15 protein-coding genes are annotated in these 19365 nt (G+C 71.0%); 11 read left to right on the top strand and 4 right to left on the bottom strand.

Annotated elements, in window-relative coordinates; genetic code table 11:
• Positions 1-2: 2 nt before the first annotated feature.
• A complete protein-coding gene (gene leuS, locus K3G64_RS09150; RefSeq protein WP_370647177.1) occupies positions 3-2963 on the bottom strand; it encodes a leucine--tRNA ligase in 2961 nt (986 codons plus the stop codon).
• A gap of 101 nt (positions 2964-3064) precedes the next feature.
• On the opposite strand from leuS, the gene K3G64_RS09155 reads away from it, so the two are divergent.
• The gene (locus K3G64_RS09155) at positions 3065-4042 is read left to right on the top strand and encodes an LpqN/LpqT family lipoprotein (protein ID WP_238949283.1); all 978 of its coding nucleotides are present in this window, start codon (positions 3065-3067) and stop codon (positions 4040-4042) included.
• A 78-nt stretch (positions 4043-4120) separates the two neighbouring features.
• Positions 4121-4492 (top strand): hypothetical protein, encoded by a 372-nt coding sequence (locus K3G64_RS09160; protein ID WP_238949284.1) that lies wholly within the window; start codon positions 4121-4123, stop codon positions 4490-4492.
• A gap of 4 nt (positions 4493-4496) precedes the next feature.
• Here the strand turns inward: K3G64_RS09160 and K3G64_RS09165 are convergent, their stop codons facing one another.
• Positions 4497-5111, bottom strand: a complete 615-nt coding sequence (locus K3G64_RS09165; protein ID WP_238949285.1) for a YqgE/AlgH family protein — start codon at positions 5109-5111, stop codon at positions 4497-4499.
• A gap of 115 nt (positions 5112-5226) precedes the next feature.
• On the opposite strand from K3G64_RS09165, the gene K3G64_RS09170 reads away from it, so the two are divergent.
• Together K3G64_RS09170 and K3G64_RS09175 are read left to right on the top strand one after the other, a co-directional pair.
• Positions 5227-6504 carry an MFS transporter gene (locus tag K3G64_RS09170; RefSeq protein WP_238949286.1) on the top strand — a complete coding sequence of 426 codons (1278 nt, stop codon included), beginning with the start codon at positions 5227-5229 and terminating at the stop codon, positions 6502-6504.
• A gap of 10 nt (positions 6505-6514) precedes the next feature.
• Entirely contained in the window at positions 6515-7291 is a 777-nt protein-coding gene (locus K3G64_RS09175) for a TIGR03084 family metal-binding protein (RefSeq protein ID WP_238949287.1), read from the top strand.
• On the opposite strand, the gene K3G64_RS09180 is transcribed toward K3G64_RS09175, so the two are convergent.
• Both K3G64_RS09180 and K3G64_RS09185 read right to left on the bottom strand, forming a co-directional pair.
• Entirely contained in the window at positions 7288-7785 is a 498-nt protein-coding gene (locus K3G64_RS09180; RefSeq protein WP_238949288.1) for a pullulanase, read from the bottom strand. The two genes, K3G64_RS09175 and K3G64_RS09180, sit on opposite strands and share 4 nt — an antisense overlap.
• A 6-nt stretch (positions 7786-7791) precedes the next feature.
• Positions 7792-9258 (bottom strand): CCA tRNA nucleotidyltransferase, encoded by a 1467-nt coding sequence (locus K3G64_RS09185; protein ID WP_238949289.1) that lies wholly within the window; start codon positions 9256-9258, stop codon positions 7792-7794.
• Between the two features lie 200 nt (positions 9259-9458).
• Here K3G64_RS09185 and K3G64_RS09190 point away from each other — a divergent pair, with 200 nt between their 5' ends.
• The 7 genes from K3G64_RS09190 (at position 9459) to trxA (ending at position 19262) form a co-directional block, all read left to right on the top strand.
• Positions 9459-10301, top strand: coding sequence for an NUDIX hydrolase (locus tag K3G64_RS09190; protein WP_238949290.1), 843 nt, complete (start codon positions 9459-9461; stop codon positions 10299-10301).
• A complete protein-coding gene (locus tag K3G64_RS09195; protein WP_238949291.1) occupies positions 10298-12724 on the top strand; it encodes a hypothetical protein in 2427 nt (808 codons plus the stop codon). Before K3G64_RS09190 ends, K3G64_RS09195 begins: the two co-directional genes overlap by 4 nt.
• 92 nt (positions 12725-12816) lie before the next feature.
• Complete coding sequence (gene murJ, locus K3G64_RS09200; RefSeq protein ID WP_238949292.1) at positions 12817-16518, top strand: murein biosynthesis integral membrane protein MurJ; 3702 nt, start codon at positions 12817-12819, stop codon at positions 16516-16518.
• Between the two features lie 74 nt (positions 16519-16592).
• Positions 16593-17168 (top strand): RNA polymerase sigma factor SigM, encoded by a 576-nt coding sequence (gene sigM, locus K3G64_RS09205; RefSeq protein ID WP_238949293.1) that lies wholly within the window; start codon positions 16593-16595, stop codon positions 17166-17168.
• Between the two features lie 61 nt (positions 17169-17229).
• Complete coding sequence (locus K3G64_RS09210) at positions 17230-17835, top strand: hypothetical protein (protein ID WP_238949294.1); 606 nt, start codon at positions 17230-17232, stop codon at positions 17833-17835.
• 105 nt (positions 17836-17940) lie between these two features.
• Positions 17941-18912 (top strand): thioredoxin-disulfide reductase, encoded by a 972-nt coding sequence (gene trxB, locus K3G64_RS09215; protein ID WP_238949295.1) that lies wholly within the window; start codon positions 17941-17943, stop codon positions 18910-18912.
• A 14-nt stretch (positions 18913-18926) separates the two neighbouring features.
• Positions 18927-19262 (top strand): thioredoxin, encoded by a 336-nt coding sequence (trxA, locus tag K3G64_RS09220; protein WP_238949296.1) that lies wholly within the window; start codon positions 18927-18929, stop codon positions 19260-19262.
• The last annotated feature ends 103 nt before the right edge of the window (positions 19263-19365 follow it).

Below are 19365 nucleotides of genomic sequence, written 5' to 3' on the forward strand. Positions count from 1 at the left end.
GCCTAGATCACGATGTTGACCAGGCGGCCGGCCACCACGATCACCTTCTTGGGCGTGGCCCCGTTGATGAACGCCTGCACCTTCTCGTCGGCCAGTGCGGCGGCCTCCAGCGCGTCCACGGGCGCATCGGCGGCCACCGTGACCCGGCCGCGGACCTTGCCGTTGACCTGGACCGGATACTCGACAGTGTCCTCCACCAGGTACTGCTCGTCGGCGACGGGGAACGGACCGTGCGCCAGTGACGTGTCATGGCCCAGCCGCCGCCACAGTTCCTCCGCCAGATGCGGGGCCAGCGGCGCCACCATCAGCACCAGCGGTTCGAGCGCCGCGCGGGCCGCAACGCCCTGCTTGGTCAGGTGGTTCGTGTACTCGATGAGCTTGGCCGCCGCGGTGTTGTTGCGCAGATTCCGGTAATCGTCGGACACACCGGCGATGGTGCGGTGCAACAACTTCAGCGTATCGGTGTCGAGCGCATCGTCAGTGGCGCCCGCCGCCCCGGTGTCTTCGTTCACCACCAGCCGCCATACCCGTTGCAGGAACCGGTGCGCGCCGACCACGTCCTTGGTCGCCCACGGTCGCGACGCCTCCAGCGGACCCATCGACATCTCGTAGACCCGCAGCGTGTCGGCGCCGTAGTTGTCGCAGATCTCGTCGGGCGACACCGAGTTCTTCAGGCTCTTGCCGATCTTGCCGAACTCCTGGAACACCTCTATTTCTGGGCGATCCTCGCCGTCGGGGCCGGGCCAGAAGAACTTCCCCTGCCGCTCAACGACTTCGGCCGCCGGCACGTAGGCGCCCCGCGAGTCGGTGTAGGCGAACGCCTGGATGTAGCCCTGGTTCACCAGCCGCCGGTACGGCTCGCGCGAGCTGATGTGGCCCAGGTCGTAGAGCACCTTGTGCCAGAACCGCGAATACAGCAGGTGCAGCACAGCGTGCTCGACCCCACCGACATAGAGGTCCACCCCGCCGGGGTCCTGTGCGCCGTGCTCAGCCGGCCGCGGACCCATCCAATACGCCTCGTTCTCCTTGGCGCACAACTCTTCCTTGTTGTACGGGTCGGTGTAGCGCAGCTCGTACCAGGAGCTGCCCGCCCATTGCGGCATCACATTGGTGTCGCGGGTGTAGGGCTTGAAGCCGTCACCCAGGTCCAGTTCGACGTGCACCCAGTCGGTGGCCTTGCCCAGCGGCGGCGACGGCTCGCTGCCCGCGTCGTCGGGATCGAACAGCACCGGCGAGTAGTCGGGCACATCCGGAAGCTCGACGGGCAGGGCCGATTCCGGCAGCGGGTGCGCGCGGCCGTCGGCGTCGTAGACGATGGGAAACGGCTCACCCCAATACCGTTGGCGCGCGAACAGCCAATCGCGCAGCTTGTATTCGACGCGCGCGCGCCCGCGGCCGTCGGCCTCCAGGCGCGCGGTGATCGCCTCCTTGGCCCCGGCGACGGTCATGCCGTCGAGGAACCCGGAATTGATGACCTCCCCGTCGCCGGTGTAGGCGCCTTCGGCCACGTCACCGCCGGCGACCGTGGCAACGATCGGCAACCCGAACTCGGTGGCGAACTCCCAGTCGCGCTGGTCGCCCCCGGGGACCGCCATGATCGCCCCGGTGCCGTAGCCCACCAGCACGTAGTCGGCGATGAACACCGGAATGCGTTCGTCGTTGACGGGATTGACCGCATAGGCGCCCAGGAACACCCCCGTCTTGGTCCTGTTCTCCTGCCGCTCCAGGTCCGATTTGGCAGCGATGGCCGCCCGATAGGAGGCCACCGCCTCGGCGGGGGTGGCCGCGCCGTTGGTCCATCGCGCGTCGACGCCTGCGGGCCACTCGTCGGCGACCAACCGGTCGACCAGTTCGTGCTCGGGAGCCAACACCAGGTAGGTCGCACCGAACAGCGTGTCGGGGCGGGTGGTGAACACCTCGACGTTCGCGCCGGGCGCCGATTCGGGCGCGAAGAACACGGTGGCGCCGGTAGAGCGCCCAATCCAGTTGCGCTGCATGGTCTTGACCTTTTCGGGCCAGTCCAGCACATCCAGGTCGTCGAGCAGCCGGTCGGAATACGCGGTGATCCGCATCATCCACTGCCGCAGCCGCTTCCGGAACACCGGGAAGTTACCGCGCTCACTGCGGCCGTCAGAGGTGACCTCCTCGTTGGCCAACACCGTGCCGAGCCCTGGACACCAGTTCACCATCGAGTCGGCGCGATACACCAGCCGATGCCCGTCGACCACGTCGGCCCGCTCTCCCGACGACAGCGACGACCACGTCCGTCCATCGGCCAAAGTGCGTGCACCCGAGTCGAACTCGGTCACCAGCTCGGTTATCGGCCTCGCCTTCTGCACGGCGGGGTCGAACCAGGCGTTGTAGATCTGCAGAAAGATCCACTGCGTCCACTTGTAGTAGTCGACGTCGGTGGTCGAGAAGCTGCGGCGGTTGTCGTGGCCGAAGCCCAGCCGGCCCAGCTGGCGCCGGAAGTTGACGATGTTGGCTTCGGTACGGATCCGCGGATGCGTACCGGTCTGGATCGCGTACTGCTCGGCGGGCAGACCGAATGCGTCGAAACCCAAGGCGTGCAACACATTACGGCCAGTCATCCGATAGAACCGGGCGTAGACATCGGTGGCGATGTAACCGAGCGGGTGGCCGACGTGCAGGCCCTCCCCGGACGGGTAGGGGAACATGTCCTGGACGAACATCTTGTCGGCGGGCACCGGGGCGCCGTCGGACGGCGCCAACGACCCGACCGGGTTAGGCACGTCGAACGTCCCCGACTGCGCCCACCGCTGCTGCCAGTCGCGCTCGATCTGCCCGGCCAGCTCCGCTGTATAGCGGTGCTGCGGGGTGTCGGTGCTCGGCGCTTCTGTCACGTGAACAGGGTATAAGCACCGCGATCGTGCTCCTCCGCGAGCGGGGTGGCCGGCTGGCCCGGCCACGGGTTGATATCGGTTCCGTTGCGGGGATGTCAGAACACGGTTGCAGGTCGGTCCCGGCCCTGGTGGCGCGTCTCGGCCGCTGGTTATGGTCGGCGCCTGACCCAAACCCGTGCAGTTCGGAAGGACCGACGCTGATGATCGAGATCGCCCCGCGCTGGCGGATTCTGGCTGCCGGTGCGGCCACCGCGACAGCCGGCGTCCTCGGCTTCGCCGGCACGACCGCATCGGCCGAGCCCCTGTCCCCGCTCCCACCGCAGCCCGCCCCGGCCACCGTCACCCAGACCGTCACAGTGGCCCCGCAGGCACTGACCGGCGTCGCGCCCGCGGCCGTCGCACCCGCCGCCGCGCCCGTCGCCCAGGCGCCCACCGCCGTCGCCCCCGGCCTCGCACCCGCGGCTCTCCCGCCCGCGGCCGTCCCACCCGCGGCCGGCGCACCCGCCGCCGTTGCGCCCGTCGCCCAGGTGCCCGCTATCCAGCCCGCGCGGTCGGGCACTCTGACCGAGTTCTTCGAGTCCAAAGGCGTCCGGCTCGAACCGCAGTCCAGCCGCGACTTCAAGGCGCTCAACATCGTGCTGCCGATGCCCCGGGGCTGGGCGCACGTTCCCGACCCCAACGTGCCCGACGCCTTCGCCGTGATCGCCGACCGGGTCGGCGGCAACGGGCTGTACACCTCGAACGCCCAGGTGGTGGTGTACAAGCTGGTCGGCGACTTCGAACCCGACGAGGCCATCAGCCACGGTTTCGTCGACAGCCAGCAGCTGCCGGCCTGGCGGTCCACCGACGCCTCGCTGGCCCAGTTCGGTGGCATGCCGTCGGCGCTGATCGAGGGCACCTACCGCGACAACGCGATGACGCTGAACACCTCGCGCCGCCACGTCATCGCGACCGCAGGGCCCGACCGATACCTGGTGTCGCTGGCGGTGACCACCAGCCTCGACCAGGTCGTGCCCGCCGCGGACGCCACCGACGCGATCGTCAACGGCTTCCGGGTGAGCGTCCCCGCACCGCCGGGTGCGACTCCCCCGCCACCACCGGCCCCGGCCACCGCCCCCGCCGCGCCGGCCGCACCGGTCGCGTCCGCGGCGCCCCAGCTTCTGGGCCTACCGGGATAGGCATGTCCCCCGGGCGAAGCCTGGCGCCCGGGGGACGCCCTTCCGTTGCTCATCGGCGCGCCTCGTATCCTGAGGCGCATGCTCATCGCCGCGGTGCTCTGCCTGTGCGCCGCCGTCGCGACCGCCGGGCTCGGACTGTGGTCGCTGCGCAGGCCCACATCCGGTGATCCGGTGCAGGCCGTGCTGAGCTCGGTCGCGCCCACGCAGCTGGCCGCCGCCGCGATGCTCGCCGCGGGCGGCGTCGTCGGGCTGGCCGCACCCGGCACCGGCCTGGTGGTCCTGATCGTTTGCGTGCTCGGCGCGGCCGGCACCATCGCCGCCGGTTCGTGGCAGAGCGCCACGGCAGTCGCGGCGGGAGCCGCAGAAACGGCCAGGGCCCGTGCGGAGGCCGTCGCGGCGACGGGCGGATGCGGAAGCGCATGTGCGTCCTGCACGCTGCCCTGCAGCTGAGCTGCTAGTTGCGGCTGATGTCGATCGGGTGGGTCGCCAACAGTGACAGCGGCAGGGGCTGACGGCGCAACACCCGCGACCACAGATCGATCCGCGGTTCGAAGAGCACATCGGACGGCAACGCCGACAACACGATCCAGTCGTCCCGCTCGATCTCACCGTCGAGCTGGCCGATGGTCCACCCGGAGTAGCCCGCGAAGATCCGCACGCCCTCGACCACCGGCGCGATCGAATCGGGGTCGGCGTCGAGGTCCACCATCACCATGCGGCCCTGCACATGTCGCAGCCCTGGAACTTCGTTTGCCTGCATCCCCGCCCGCAGAGTGGCCAGACACAGCGCCGCGTCCCGCTTGACCGGACCACCGATGAACATCGTCTTGGGCTTGGCGGCCAGCTTCGCCCACTGCGGCAGCACGTTGTACACAGCGGTCTCACTCGGGCGGTTCAGCACGACTCCGAGGGTGCCGCCGTCGTTGTGCTCGACTACGTAGATGACGCTTCGCCGGAAGGTCGGTTCGAGCAGGTCGGTGTTGGCGAGCAGCAGCGTCCCAGCCCGCACCCGGTGCGCCGCGGGAGCGACTTCCTCTTTTCGGTCCTCCGGCTCCTCTGACTGCCCCACCCGTCCATCATGTCACCAGCCCCCGGGATGAGGACGGACAAGCGCGGCCGGCAGTCATATTTGTACTGTGGGTCCGGTCCCGTTGATCCGCGGCTGATGAGGAACGTGATCTTTAGTGGCCGACACCCGCGCGCCCATCGCCGTGTGGCGCACGGTCCGCGGCATGCCGGAGTTCTGGCGGCTGCTCGAACTGCGTTTGGTCAGCCAGTTCGGCGATGGGCTGTTCGCCGCCGGACTGGCAGGCGCGATCCTGTTCAATCCCGAACGCGCCGCCGAGCCGTGGGCCGTCGCGGGCGCCTTCGCGGTGTTGTTCCTGCCTTACTCGTTGCTGGGTCCGTTCGCCGGTGCGCTGCTGGACCGGTGGGACCGCAGGCTGGTGCTCGTCGGCGCCAACATCGGCCGGCAGCTGATGGTGCTGGCGGTCGCCGCGCTGCTCGAATCCGGTGCCGGCGAGCTGCCGGTCCTGTGCGGTGCTCTTGTCGTCAACGGGTTCACCCGGTTCGTCTCCTCGGGGGTGTCGGCGGCGCTGCCGCACGTGGTGCCCCGCCACCAGGTGGTCCCGATGAACTCGGTGGCCACGGCGACCGGTGCCGCGGCGGCATTCCTCGGCGCGAACTTCATGCTGTTGCCGCGCTGGCTCTTCGGCGCCGACGATGCCGGCGCCGCGGTGATCATGCTGCTGGTCGCGGCTCCGGTGGCGCTGGCGCTGTGGCTGGCGTGGCGCTTCCCGCCGCACCTGCTGGGTCCCGACGACAGCGCCCGGGCGGTCCACGGGTCGGTGCTCTACGCCGTGGCCACCGGGTGGGTGCACGGCATCCGCACGGTCGCCTCGGTGCCCACGGTGGGGGGAACGTTGGCGGGTCTGGCCGCGCACCGGATGGTGTTCGGAATCAACACCCTGCTGGTGCTGGTCATGGTGCGCCACAGCGACACCCAGGAGGTCGCGGGGTTGGCCACGGCCGTGCTGTTCGTCGCCGCGACCGGCACCGGCTCGTTCCTCGCCGCGGTCGTGATGCCGCTGTCGGTGCGACGGTGGGGCCGCTACGCCACCGCTAACGGCGCGCTGGCGCTGGCCGCGGTGATCCAGCTCGCCGCCTCCGGCCTGCAGCTGGCGGTCATGGTGGTCTGCGGCTTCCTGCTCGGCATGGCGGGTCAGGTGGTCAAGCTGTGCGCCGACAGCGCGATGCAGCTCGACGTCGACGACGCGTTACGCGGCCACGTGTTCACCGTGCAGGACTCGCTGTTCTGGATCTCGTTCATCGGCGCGGTGGCGCTGGCGGCCGGCGTCGTTCCGCCCGACGGGGATCTGCCGGCCCTCGCGCTCGGCGGGGTGGCCGTGTATCTGCTGGGACTGACCGGACACGCCACGTTGGCGAGGCGAACCGCGGGCTAAAGTGGCCGGCGTGGCAGACGCCGGGCCGATGGTGGCCGACCTGCGCGCCGAGAGCGACGAGCTCGACGCGCTGGTCGCCGACCTGCCGCCGGCGCGCTGGGCCGAGCCGACGCCGGCGCCGGGCTGGACGATCGCCCATCAGATCGCCCACCTGTTGTGGACCGACCGGGTCGCGTTGACCGCGGTCACCGACGAGGCCGCGTTCGCGGCGGTGCTCGAGGAGGCGGCGCAGGATCCGGGCGGGTTCGTCGACGCCGGCGCCGAGGAACTGGCCGCCACCCCGCCCGACCGCCTGCTCGCCGACTGGCGCCGGACCCGCGCCCGCTTGCACGACGCGCTGCTGACCGTTCCCGACGGGCGCAAGCTGCCGTGGTTCGGACCGCCGATGAGTGCGCCCTCGATGGCCACCGCCCGTCTGATGGAGACATGGGCGCACGGTCTCGACGTCGCCGACGCGCTGGGGGTGTCCAGGCCTACGACCGCCCGGCTGCGGTCGATCGCCCACATCGGGGTGCGCACTCGCGACTTCGCGTTCGTCGTCAACGGCCGTCAGCCCCCCGCCGAACCGTTCCGGGTCGAACTGCGCGCGCCCGACGGCGACACCTGGGCCTGGGGACCCGAGGACGCCGAACAGCGCGTGACGGGTTCGGCCGCGGACTTCTGCATGCTCGTCACCCAGCGCAGACCGCGGGCCGATCTCGAGGTGAGCGCGCGGGGCGTGGACGCCGAGCAGTGGCTTGACATCGCGCAGGCGTTCGCGGGCCCACCGGGACCCGGCCGCGGCTAAGGCGACCCGGCCGCGTCGGCCAACCCGTCGCCGTCGCCGTCGGTCAGCCTGACGTCCCACCGGCCGTCGGCGTCGGCGTCGACGAAGGCCAGTCCCGGGCTCACCGCGCGGTCGGCCAGGTCGTCGCCGTCGGTGTCGAGGAGCCGCTCGTCGGCGTCCCCGTCACCGTCGAGGTCGACGAGCGGTCCACCGGCGTGCTCGACCCCGTCGAGACCGAACCACCGCAACGCACCTCCGCGGTCGACCGCGACCGCCCACGTGCCCGTGCCGTCGTCGGTGAAGTACGCCCTGGCGCCGGCGTCGGAAGTGTGGTCGCGCACCAGGTGCTCGGCGAGGCCGTCGGCGTCGAGGTCGGCCATCGCGTCGTCGACGAGGCCGTCGCCGTCGAAGTCGAGGCCCACCGCGTCGAAGCCGCCGTCGCCGTCGATGTCCACGTCGGGCGCGGCGGTCCACATGGTGGCCGAGCCGTCGCCATCACCGAGGCAGTAGTCCATGCCCGGTCAGACGTTTCGCTGCCCCTTGGCGTTCCACCATTTGACCAATTCGTCGATCGCTTCCTCGTGTGACAGCGGGCCGCGGTCCAGCCGCAGTTCCTTGAGGTACTTCCACGCCTCACCGACCTGCGGTCCGGCCGGAATGCCGAGGATCTCCATGATCTCGTTGCCGTTGAGGTCCGGGCGTACCCGTGCGAGGTCCTCCTTGGCGGCCAGTTCGGCGATTCGTTCCTCGAGTTCGTCGTAGCTGGCCTGCAACCGCGCGGCGCGGCGCTGATTGCGGGTCGTGCAGTCGGCGCGCACCAGCTTGTGCAGCCGGGGCAACAGCGGTCCCGCGTCGGTGACATAGCGGCGCACCGCCGAGTCGGTCCACTTGCCGCCGCCGTAGCCGTGGAACCGCAGATGCAGGTAGACCAGCTGGGATACGTCCTCGATCATCTGCTTGGAGTACTTCAGCGCTCGCATCCGCTTGCGCGTCATCTTGGCTCCCACCACTTCGTGGTGGTGGAAGCTCACGCCGCCGTTGGGCTCGTGCCTGCGGGTCGCGGGCTTGCCGATGTCGTGCAGCAGCGCCGCCCATCGCAAGACCAGATCCGGACCGCCTTCCTGCCCCCCGGGACCGTCCTCGAGGGCGATCGCCTGCTTGAGCACCGTCAGCGAATGCCAGTAGACGTCCTTGTGCTGGTGGTGCTCGTCGATGGCCATCCGCATTGCGCCCACCTCCGGCAACACCACCTCCCCCAGGCCGGTCTGCACCATCAGGTCGACGCCGGCCACCGGGTCGGCGCCCAGCAGCAGCTTGTCCAGTTCGGCGGCCACCCGTTCGGCGGCGATGCGGCCCAGCTGCGGCGCCATCTCCCGCATCGCGGCCAGCACTCGCGGCGCGACGGTGAACTCCAGCTGCGACACGAACCGCGCAGCGCGCAGCATGCGCAGCGGATCGTCGCCGAACGACACCTCCGGGGCGGCGGGCGTGTCGATCTCGCGGCGGCGCAGAGCCGCCAGCCCGCCCAGTGGGTCTTCGAAGCCGGCGGGTCCGTCGGCCGTGATGCGCACCGCCATCGCGTTGACGGTGAAGTCGCGCCGCACCAGATCGTCGTGCAGGTTGTCGCCGAAGCGCACCTCCGGATGGCGAGAGACCTTGTCATAGGTGTCGGCGCGGAACGTGGTTATCTCCAGGCGATGGCCACCCTTGCCGACGCCGAGTGTGCCGAACTCGATGCCGGTGTCCCACAGTGCGTCGGCCCACCCGCGCAGGAACCGCTGCATCTGGTCGGGCCGTGCGTCGGTGGTGAAGTCCAGATCCGTCAGCGGCCGGTCGAGCAGCGCGTCGCGCACGCTGCCGCCGACGAGGTGCAGTTCGTGTCCGGCCTCAGCGAACACCCGGCCGATCTCGCGCAGCACGTCACCGTGACGGTTCAGCGCGACTTGCGCGGTGGCAAGCAGTTCGGCGTCGGTCGGGGATTCGGGCACGTTCGGACAGCCTAGTCAGGCGACGATCAAGCGGCCCCCGGGCCGCGTTGAGGAGCCTGACCACCAGACCCGGTCAGGCGACGATCAAGCGGCCCCCGGACCGTGGGAAAGCCTCACGCGAGTACACGAATGTGCAACGGCTCAGTCACGACCCGTGCGCGCGGACGGGGTAAATGTGTGTGGCAGCTACTATCGCTTGGGTGTCGGACGGCGAACAGGCCAAACCACGACGGCGCCGCGGGCGCCGTCGCGGCCGGCGCGCGGCCGGTCCGCCCGAGGCCGCAGCCGAGCAGGGCCGTCCCGTGCCCGGGCCGCACCACAACGCCGCCCCGGCAAACACCAACGGCGGCCAGTCGAAGAAGTCACGGCCCCGCAGACCGCCGGACCGGCTGCGCACCGTTCACGAGACGTCGGCGGGCGGGCTGGTCATCGACGGCATCGACGGCCCAAAGGAACGCCAGGTCGCCGCGTTGATCGGACGCATCGACCGGCGCGGCCGCATGCTCTGGTCGCTGCCCAAGGGCCACATCGAGATGGGTGAGACCGCCGAACAGACCGCGGTCCGCGAAGTCGCCGAGGAGACGGGCGTCCAGGGCAGCGTGCTCGCCGCGCTTGGCAGCATCGACTACTGGTTCGTCACCGAAGGACGCCGGGTGCACAAGACGGTGCACCACTACCTCATGCGGTTCCTCGGCGGCGAGCTCTCCGACGAGGACCTCGAGGTCACCGAGGTGGCCTGGGTGCCGCTCAGGGAGCTGCCGTCGCGGCTGGCCTATGCCGACGAGCGGCGGCTCGCCGAGGTAGCGGGTGAACTGATCGACAAGCTGCACAACGACGGTCCCGCGGCACTGCCGCCGCTACCCCGGTCGGCACCGCGGCGGCGACCACAGACCCATTCGCACACCCGCCGTCGTCCCGACGGACCTGCGCAACCGTCCCGGGGGGCGGAGCGGTGGGGGCACCTGCCCTCCGACGGGCGCAAGGACGAGTGGACAGATCGGGAGCCCGGCCGGCGGACGAACGGCTGCGGACAGGGCCCGTGACCTCCTCCGCGGCGGCTCCGCGGCCCAGGGCCTCCGCCGCGTTGCTGCGGCTGCTGGCCGCGCTGACACTGCTGGCACTGACCGTCGTGCCGGTCGCGATCCCCCGCGCCGCGGCCGGTCAACCCGGCACGACGCCGTTCCTGCAGGTGCGCATCGACACCGTCAGCCCCGACGTGGTGACCACCACCAGCGCGCCAACGGTTACGGTGACCGGCACCGTCCTCAACGTCGGTGACCGGCTGGTGCGCGACGTGGTGGTACGGCTCGAGGACGCCGCCGCCGTGGCCGCCTCGACGGGTCTGCGCACCAACCTCACCGGCGACGTCGACCAGTTCCAGCCCGTCGGTGACTTCACCACGCTGACCCCCGAGCTGTCTCGGGGACAAGAAGTCCCGTTCACACTCTCCTACCCGTTGCGGGCGACGGACCGGCCGTCGCTGGGCATCGAACAGCCCGGCGTGTACCCACTGATGGTCAACGTCAACGGCACCCCCGACTACGGGGCACCCGCCCGCCTCGACGATGCGCGCTTCCTGCTGCCGGTGCTCGGGGTGCCGCCCGACCCGGCCGACGACGCGGCCGACGACGCGATGACCGGGGTCAGGGCCCCGGACACCTCCCGCCCGGTCCAGACGACGCTGCTGTGGCCGCTCGCCGACCGGCCGCGGCTCGCGGCGGGCGCACCCGGGGGCACGACGCCGGTGCGGCTCATCGACGACGAGCTCGCGGAGGCGCTGGCCCCCGGCGGCCGCCTCGACACCCTGCTATCGGCGGCCGAGTTCGCCACCAGCCCGCAGGTGGACCCCGACGGCAGAGTGCGGGCGGCGACCTGCCTGGCCGTCGACCCGGACCTATTGGTCACCGTCAACGCGATGACCAGCGGCTACGTCGTCAACGACGGACCCGACGCCGGTCGCGGCACGCCCACCCGCCCCGGCACCGGGCAGGACGCCGCGATCGCGTGGCTGAACCGGCTCAAGGCGCTGGCGGCCCGGATGTGCGTCGCGCCGACGATCTACGCGCAGGCCGACCTCGACGCACTGCGCCGCGTCGGGGACCGCGGCCTGAGCGCGATCGCCACCAGCATCGCAGGCGACATCGTCGACCAGATCCTCGGCGTCGCCTCGGTCCGCGGGGCGAGCCTCGTCGGCGACGGCCCGCTGACCGGTCCCGCGGTCCGCCTCTTGTCCGAGCAGCGCCCGACGGTTGCGATCGCGGCCGCCCAGCCGCAGACCGACGACGGCTCGGCGTCGCGGGCCCCGGACACGTCACCGGTGCGTTACAGCCCGCAGCTCGTCGCCGCGCACTTCGATCCGGCGGTCGGCGCGGCGCTGGCCGGTGCCGGTGCCGACCCCGTCGCGCCGTCATATGCCGCCCCGTCCCTGGAGGTCCCGGCGCACCACGACTCGGCGGTGGCGCGCAGGCAGAACGCGTTGGGGGCGGTGCTGTGGCGCGGGCTCAATCCCGAGGTCGAGCCGCGCAACCAGATTCTGATGCCGCCCCTGGTCTGGGATCTGCGACCCGACGACGCACGCGCGGTCTTCACCGCGGTGGCCACCGCCATCAACGCCGGGCTGGCCCAGCCGCGGCCCCTCGCCGCCGTCATCGCCGAAGCGACCGCGGCCCCGCCGGCGGAGACGGCGCCGCTGCCCGGCGATGAACTGGGCGACCCCGACGGTCGCATCGACGACGCGGTGGTGTCGGGCATCGCCGCGGTGACCGGCCGGTTGTGGGGGCTGACGGCGGCGTTGACGACCGACACCCGCACCGGGCTCACCGGCTACGGGTACACGGCGCCGTTGCGCGAGGACATGCTGCGCGCACTGAGCCAGTCGGTGCCGCCCGAGAGCCGCAACGGGCTCGCCCAACAGCGCCTGACCACCGTCGGCGCCACGGTCGACGACCTGTTCGGGGCGGTCACCGTCGTCAACCCGGGCGGCGCCTACACGCTGGCCACCGAGCGGAGCCCGCTGCCGTTGGCGCTGCGCAACGACTTACCGGTGCCGATCCGCGTGCGACTGGACGTCGACGCGCCGCCGGGCATGACGGTCACCGAGATGGGCGAGATCGAACTGCCCCCGGGCTACCTGCCGCTGCGGGTGCCGATCGAGGTGCACTTCACCCAGCGATTCGCCGTCGACGTCGCGCTGCGCACCGCCGACGGACTGCCGCTGGGCGACCCGGTCCGCCTTTCGGTGCACTCGAACGCCTACGGCAAAGTGCTGTTCTTCATCACGCTGTCGGCTGGGGCCGTTCTCGTGCTGCTGGCCGGCCGCAGGCTCTGGCATCGCTTCCGCGGCCAACCCGACCCGGCCGACCTCGACCGCCCCGACCCGCTCGAGGTCGCGCTGCGCTACGAGGACGAACCGGCCGACACACTGAGCCGGGCCGGACGCGACCGTCCGCGCGGCGGGCGGACGTGAGCACCACAGGGCCAGGCGGACCGCGCCAACCGACCCCGCGGGTGGACCGCCCCATCCGGATGCCTCCTGCACCGCCCCGGCCCACCCGGCCCATGCCCACCGCCTACCCGCCACCGCCGCGCGGAGCACCGCGCCAGCCACCGCCGCGGTTGCGCCGCGGACCCGCGCCCCGCCGCGGCGCAGGACGACCGGAGTTGACCGACGCCGCGGTGGTGTCGCGGTCGTGGGGAATGGCAGTCGCCACGCTGGTCAGCAGGCTTACCGGCTTCGCGCGCATCGTGTTGCTCGCCACGATCCTGGGCGCCGCGTTGTCCAGTGCCTTCTCGGTGGCCTACCAGTTGCCGAACCTGATCGCCGCCTTGGTGCTGGAGGCGACATTCACGGCGATCTTCGTTCCGGTGCTGGCGCGCGCCGAACGCGACGACCCCGACAACGGCACCGCGTTCGTCCGCCGCCTGGTCACCCTCGCCACGACGTTGTTGCTGATGACGACCGCGCTGGCGGTGGCGTCGGCACCGCTGCTGGTGGGGCTGATGCTGGGCACCCATCCCGAGGTCAACCGCGACCTGACGACCGCCTTCGCCTACCTGCTGCTGCCGCAGGTGCTGTTCTACGGGTTGTCGTCGGTGTTCATGGCAATCCTCAACACCCGCAACGTGTTCGGGCCGCCGGCGTGGGCGCCGGTGTGCAACAACCTGGTGGCCCTTGTCACGCTCGGCCTGTACGTCGCGGTGCCCGGCGAGCTCTCGGTCGATCCGGTGCAGATGGGCAACGCCAAGCTGCTGGTGCTGGGCATCGGGATGACGCTCGGCACGGTGACGCAGGTGCTGGTGCTGCTGGCGGCCATCCGGAGGGAACGCATCAGCCTGCGCCCGCTGTGGGGCGTCGACGACCGGATGAAGCAGTTCGGCGCGATGGCCGCCGCGATGGTGCTCTACGTGCTGATCAGCCAGATCGGCCTGATCGTCGGCAACCGAATCGCCGCAGGCGCAGCGGCTTCCGGACCGGCGATCTACAACTACACGTGGCTGGTGCTGATGCTGCCATTCGGCATGATCGGCGTGACGGTGCTGACGGTCGTGATGCCTCGGTTGAGCCGAAACGCCGCCGCCGACGACACCCCCGCCGTACTGGCCGACCTGTCGCTGGCCACCCGGCTGACGATGGTGACCCTGATCCCGATCGTGGCGTTGATGACCGTGGGCGGGCCGGCCATCGGCGTCGCGCTGTTCGCCTACGGCAACTTCGGCCAGGTCGACGCCGCCTACCTCGGCATGGCGATCACCCTGTCGGCATTCACGTTGATTCCGTATGCCCTTGTGCTGCTTCAGCTTCGGGTGTTCTACGCCAGGCAGCAGCCGTGGACGCCGATCCTGTTGGTCGTCGTGATCACGACGGTGAAGATCATCGCCTCGCTGATCGCGCCGCTTGTCGCCGACGATCCCGAACTGGTCGCCGGTTACCTCGGCACCGCCAACGGCCTCGGTTTCCTGGCCGGCGCGACGGTCGGTTACTTCCTGCTGCGCGCAAACCTCGACCCGCCCGACGGGCGGCTGATCAACCTGCAGGTGGTCCGCACCATCCTGGTGACCATCGCCGCGTCGCTCATCGCGGGCATGACCGCCCACGTGGCCGACCAGTTGCTCGGCCTCGAGGAGCTCACCCGTGACTGGGGCGGCGCCGGGTCACTGCTGCGGTTGCTGGCACTCGGCTTGATCATGGTGCCGATCATCGCCGGGGTGTTGTTGGCCGCGAAGGTGCCCGATGCTCTGAGCGCGCTGGCGTGGGTGCAGCGGCGTCTCGGTCGGCGTCTCAGCCCGCGTCCGGGCTCGCACGCGTCGGTTGCCGCTCCGTCGCCGACGGCTCCCGACCGCCCGCGGCCCCGAGAACCACTCACGTACCCTGATCAGAGCAATTCGTTCGCGTCAGGGCGGCGTCACAGCCCGCCGACCGTCCGGCGTGGACCCCCTGGCCCCGTTGCCGGGGAGCCGATGCCGAAAGGACCAGCGGTGAGCGACGAACCCGCAGGCGGCTCCGCGTCGAGTCCGGACAGCACCGCGACCACCAAACTCCCGTTGCGGGGCAGCGACCCGGCCGGCACCTCGGGCACCGGCGAGGTGGCCGCCGACGACTTCCAGCCCGACGTGCCGGCGCCCGATCACGGGTCCGACGAGAAGCCCGATGCTCGACCCGACGATCGAGGAACCTCCCGTATCCCGGTGTCGGGCCGGCCGCCCGCCGACTACGGCGGCGATCCCACCCGCGAGCCGCTGGCCTTCGACCCGCCCCAAGAACCGGCCATCGAAGCCGCCACCTCCGACGAGGACGTCCACCTCATCCCGGGGGCGGTCATCGGCGGCGGGCGCTACCGGCTGCTGGTGTTCCACGGCGGGCCGCCCGCCCTGCAGTTCTGGCAGGCGTTGGACACCGCACTGGACCGCCAGGTCGCGCTGACGTTCATCGACCCCGACAACACCCTGCCCGACGACGAGCTACGCGACATCCTGGCGCGCACGCAGAAGCTCAGCCGCATCGACATGCCCGGCATCGCCCGGGTGCTCGACGTGGCCAACACCGGCTCCGGCGGGCTCGTGGTCTCGGAGTGGATCCGCGGCGGGTCGCTGACCGAAGTGGCCGAGACGTCGCCCTCCCCCATCGGCGGCGCCAGGGCGATCCAGTCGCTGGCCGCCGCGGCCGAGGCCGCGCACCGGTCGGGCGTCGCGCTGTCCATCGACCACCCCAGCCGGGTGCGGGTGAGCATCGAGGGTGACGTCGCACTGGCCTTTCCCGCCACCCTCAGCGGCGCAACCCCCGAAGACGACATCCGCGGCATCGGCGCCGCGCTGTACGCGCTGCTGGTCAACCGCTGGCCGCTGGAGGAGCCCGGCACACCCAGCGGGCTGGAGCCGGCCGAACTCGACGCCGCCGGCCAGGCGATCGAGCCGCGGGCGGTGGACCGCCACATTCCGTTCCAGATCTCGGCGGCCGCGGCCCGCGCGGTTCAGGAGGGCGGCGGCATCCGTAGCGCGCCGACCCTGCTGAACCTGTTGCAGCAGGCGACGGCGATCGCCGACCGCACCGAGCTGATCTCGCCTGTCGACGAGCCCGAGCGCGCCGCGCCGCGGGTCCGGGCGGCCACCGACGAGGACCCCGAGCTCCAGGCGCGCCGCCGCAAGGCCCTGATGATCGGGCTGGGCGTCGGCGGAGCCATCATCGTGGTCGCGTTGATCGCGCTGGCCACCGTGCTGAGCCGGATCTTCGGTGACGTCGGCGACGGCCTCGGCGGCGACCAGCTGGGGCTGAACGCGCCGACGACGTCCGAGTCGGCCGACGGGGCGGTCGGCAACGTCGTGCAACCCGTTGAAGCCACAGTCTTCTCCCCCGAGGGTGGCGCCGATGCGCCCGCGCTGGCGCCGCTGGCGATCGACGGCGACGACACCACGGTGTGGCCGATCGACACCTATACCGATCCGGTGCCGTTCCCCAACTTCAAGAACGGCGTCGGGCTGATGCTGGAACTGCCGCAACCGACCACGGTCGGTGAGGTGGACATCGACCTGAACAGCGCTGGCACCGCGGTGGAGATCCGCTCGGCGAGTACCCCGACGCCGTCGTCGCTGGAGGACACCACCGTGCTCACGCCTACTACCCAGCTGCAGCCCGGCGAGAACACCGTCAAGGTCGACGCCGCCGCGCCGACGTCCAACCTGCTGGTGTGGGTGTCCACACTGGGCCAGGTCGACGGCGCGAGCCGCTCCGACATCGCCGAGATCACGGTGCGGGCCGCGTCCTAGCGGGTGCGGCGGTCCATCCCCAGCCGCCGGAATATGTGTCGGGACAGGTCCGCGCGGCAGCTTAATGTTCGGCTGTGGGCACCTTTGAGGCCGAGCGGCAGCGCAGTGACGCGGAGTTGCTCGCCGCGCACATCGCAGGCGACCGGTACGCCTTCGAGGAGCTGTTCTACCGGCACCACCGCCAGCTGTACCGGCTCGCCCGCATCACCAGCCACAACCCCGAGGACGCCGCCGACGCGCTGCAGGATGCGATGCTCAAGGCGCACTGCAAGGCACCGGCGTTTCGGCACGATTCGGCGGTCAGCAGCTGGCTGTACCGCATTGTGGTAAACGCGTGCCTGGACCGATTGCGGCGCAACAAGATTCGCCCCACCGAGGCGTTGCCCGCATCCGAGGCGTGTCCGATCGGCGACCCTGCCCCGCAGGTCGACACCGCGATCGTCGTCGAACGCGCGTTGATGCGGCTGCCCATCGAGCAGCGGGCGGCGGTGGTGGCCGTCGACATGCAGGGCTACTCGGTCGCCGAGACGGCGCGCATGCTCGGCATCCCCGCGGGCACGGTCAAGAGCCGCTGCTCGCGGGCCAGGGCCCGGCTCGCCGAGGCGCTGGACTTCCTGGACCTCGGGGCCGCTGCGGGCAATCGCGATTGAACCGGTGGAACCGGGCCGGCCTGCCGACCGTCCAACGCTTCGTGGTGGAAACTGGCTAGCGATGGACACCGACGACGGCGCGGATCCGGCGACCGAACGGGTCCGCCGGGAGCTGGCGCTTCTCGGGCGAGACGGACGGTCCGCGCCAGCGGTCCCCGCGGAGGTCACGGCGCGCATCGGCGCCACGTTGCGTGGCGCGCCGCCCGCGCACTCCATGCCGCGGCCGCGGCTGCGCCGTCGTCAGCTGCTCGGCCTGCTCATCGGGCTGGCTGCGGCGCTGGCCGGGGTGGTGGTCGGGGCGTCGATGCTGGCTCACGGGCCGTCCTCCCGGTTCCCTGCCGGTCCGACGGCTCACAGCATCACCGTTTCCCAGCCGGCCGCGCCGTTCCCGCTCACTGAGCCCGACATCACCGCCCTGCTGACCACCGCGCCCGCCTACGGGCCGCTGTCCGACGAGGCTCGGCGCCGGGCCTGCCTGGCCGGGCTCGGCTACCCGCCGGCCACGCCGCTGCTGGGCGCCCGGCCCATCGCCGGTGCCGGCCCGGCCGGTGTCGTGCTGGTGCTGCCGGGGAACTCGCCCGAGACCGTCACCGCGCTGCTGGTGTCGCCGGACTGCGGCGCGGGTCACAGCGGGTCATCAGCCGAAACCGAGGTGGCGCGACCGTAGTCTGACGGACGGTGCGCTCCGGGGACGTCCGGGAGCATCGCGGGAACATCACTGCCTAGGCTGGTGTTTGTACCCGTGCCGACCACCATCGGCAGAAAGGCGCTCATGACCACCACCTCACCGGTTCATGACCTGATCATCATCGGCTCCGGCCCGGCCGGATACACCGCGGCGATCTACGCCGCCCGGGCCCAACTGACCCCGCTGGTCTTCGAGGGCACCCAGTTCGGCGGCGCGCTGATGACCACCACCGAAGTGGAGAACTTCCCGGGCTTCCGCAACGGCATCACCGGCCCCGAGCTGATGGACGAGATGCGCGAGCAGGCGCTGCGCTTCGGCGCCGATCTGCGCATGGAGGACGTCGACGCCGTCTCGCTGGACGGCCCGGTCAAGACCGTCACCGTCGGCGGGGAAACCTACCGGGCGCGCGCGGTCATCCTGGCGATGGGCGCGGCGGCGCGCCACCTCGGCGTGCCGGGTGAGGACACGCTGCTGGGCATGGGCGTGAGCACGTGCGCCACCTGCGACGGCTTCTTCTTCCGCGACGAGGACATCATCGTCGTCGGCGGTGGCGACTCCGCGATGGAGGAGGCCATCTTCCTCACCCGCTTCGCGCGCAGCGTCACGCTGGTGCACCGTCGCGCGGAGTTCCGTGCCTCGCGGATCATGCTGGAACGCGCCAGGGCCAACGAGAAGATCACGTTCCTCACCGACACCGAGGTCGTCGAGATCGAGGGCAGCCCCAAGGTCAGCGGAGTTCGGTTGCGCAACAACGTCACCGGTGAGGAGTCGAAGATGGCCGTGACCGGTGTCTTCGTCGCGGTGGGCCACGATCCGCGTTCTGAACTGGTGCGCGACCAGGTCGAGGTCGACGCCGACGGGTACGTGTTGGTACAGGCCGGGACCACCAGCACGTCGATCGAAGGTGTCTTCGCCGCAGGCGATCTCGTCGACCGCGTCTACCGCCAGGCCATCACGGCTGCGGGCACCGGCTGTTCGGCGTCCATCGACGCCGAGCGTTGGCTGGCCGAAATCGGTTCCGGCCCAAGCGATGAAGAGGCATCCGCCCCCGTCTGACAGGAGCAATCATTATGGCTGACGCCACCACACAAACCGTCGCCGTGACCGACGACTCGTTCTCGGCCGACGTGCTGTCCAGCAGCACACCGGTACTCGTGGACTTCTGGGCCACGTGGTGCGGTCCGTGCAAGATGATCGCCCCGGTGCTCGAGGAGATCGCCGCCGAGAAGGCCGGGCAGTTGACGGTCGCCAAGCTCGACGTGGACGCCAATCCCGCCACGGCGCGCGACTTCCAGGTCGTGTCGATCCCAACGCTCATCGTCTTCAAGGACGGCGCGCCGGTCAAGCGCATCGTGGGCGCGAAGGGCAAGGCTGCGCTGCTGCGCGAGCTCGGCGACGTCGTCTAGGCGTCCTTTCGCTCCCCCATTCGGCGCGCGGACACCGGCCTGGGGTTTTCTTGAATGAGCGCGTCGTCTGCGACAATCGTGCGAGCCTGTCAGTAGCGTCAGC

This window comes from Mycobacterium sp. IDR2000157661 (assembly GCF_022317005.1).
Classification (GTDB): Bacteria; Actinomycetota; Actinomycetes; order Mycobacteriales; family Mycobacteriaceae; genus Mycobacterium.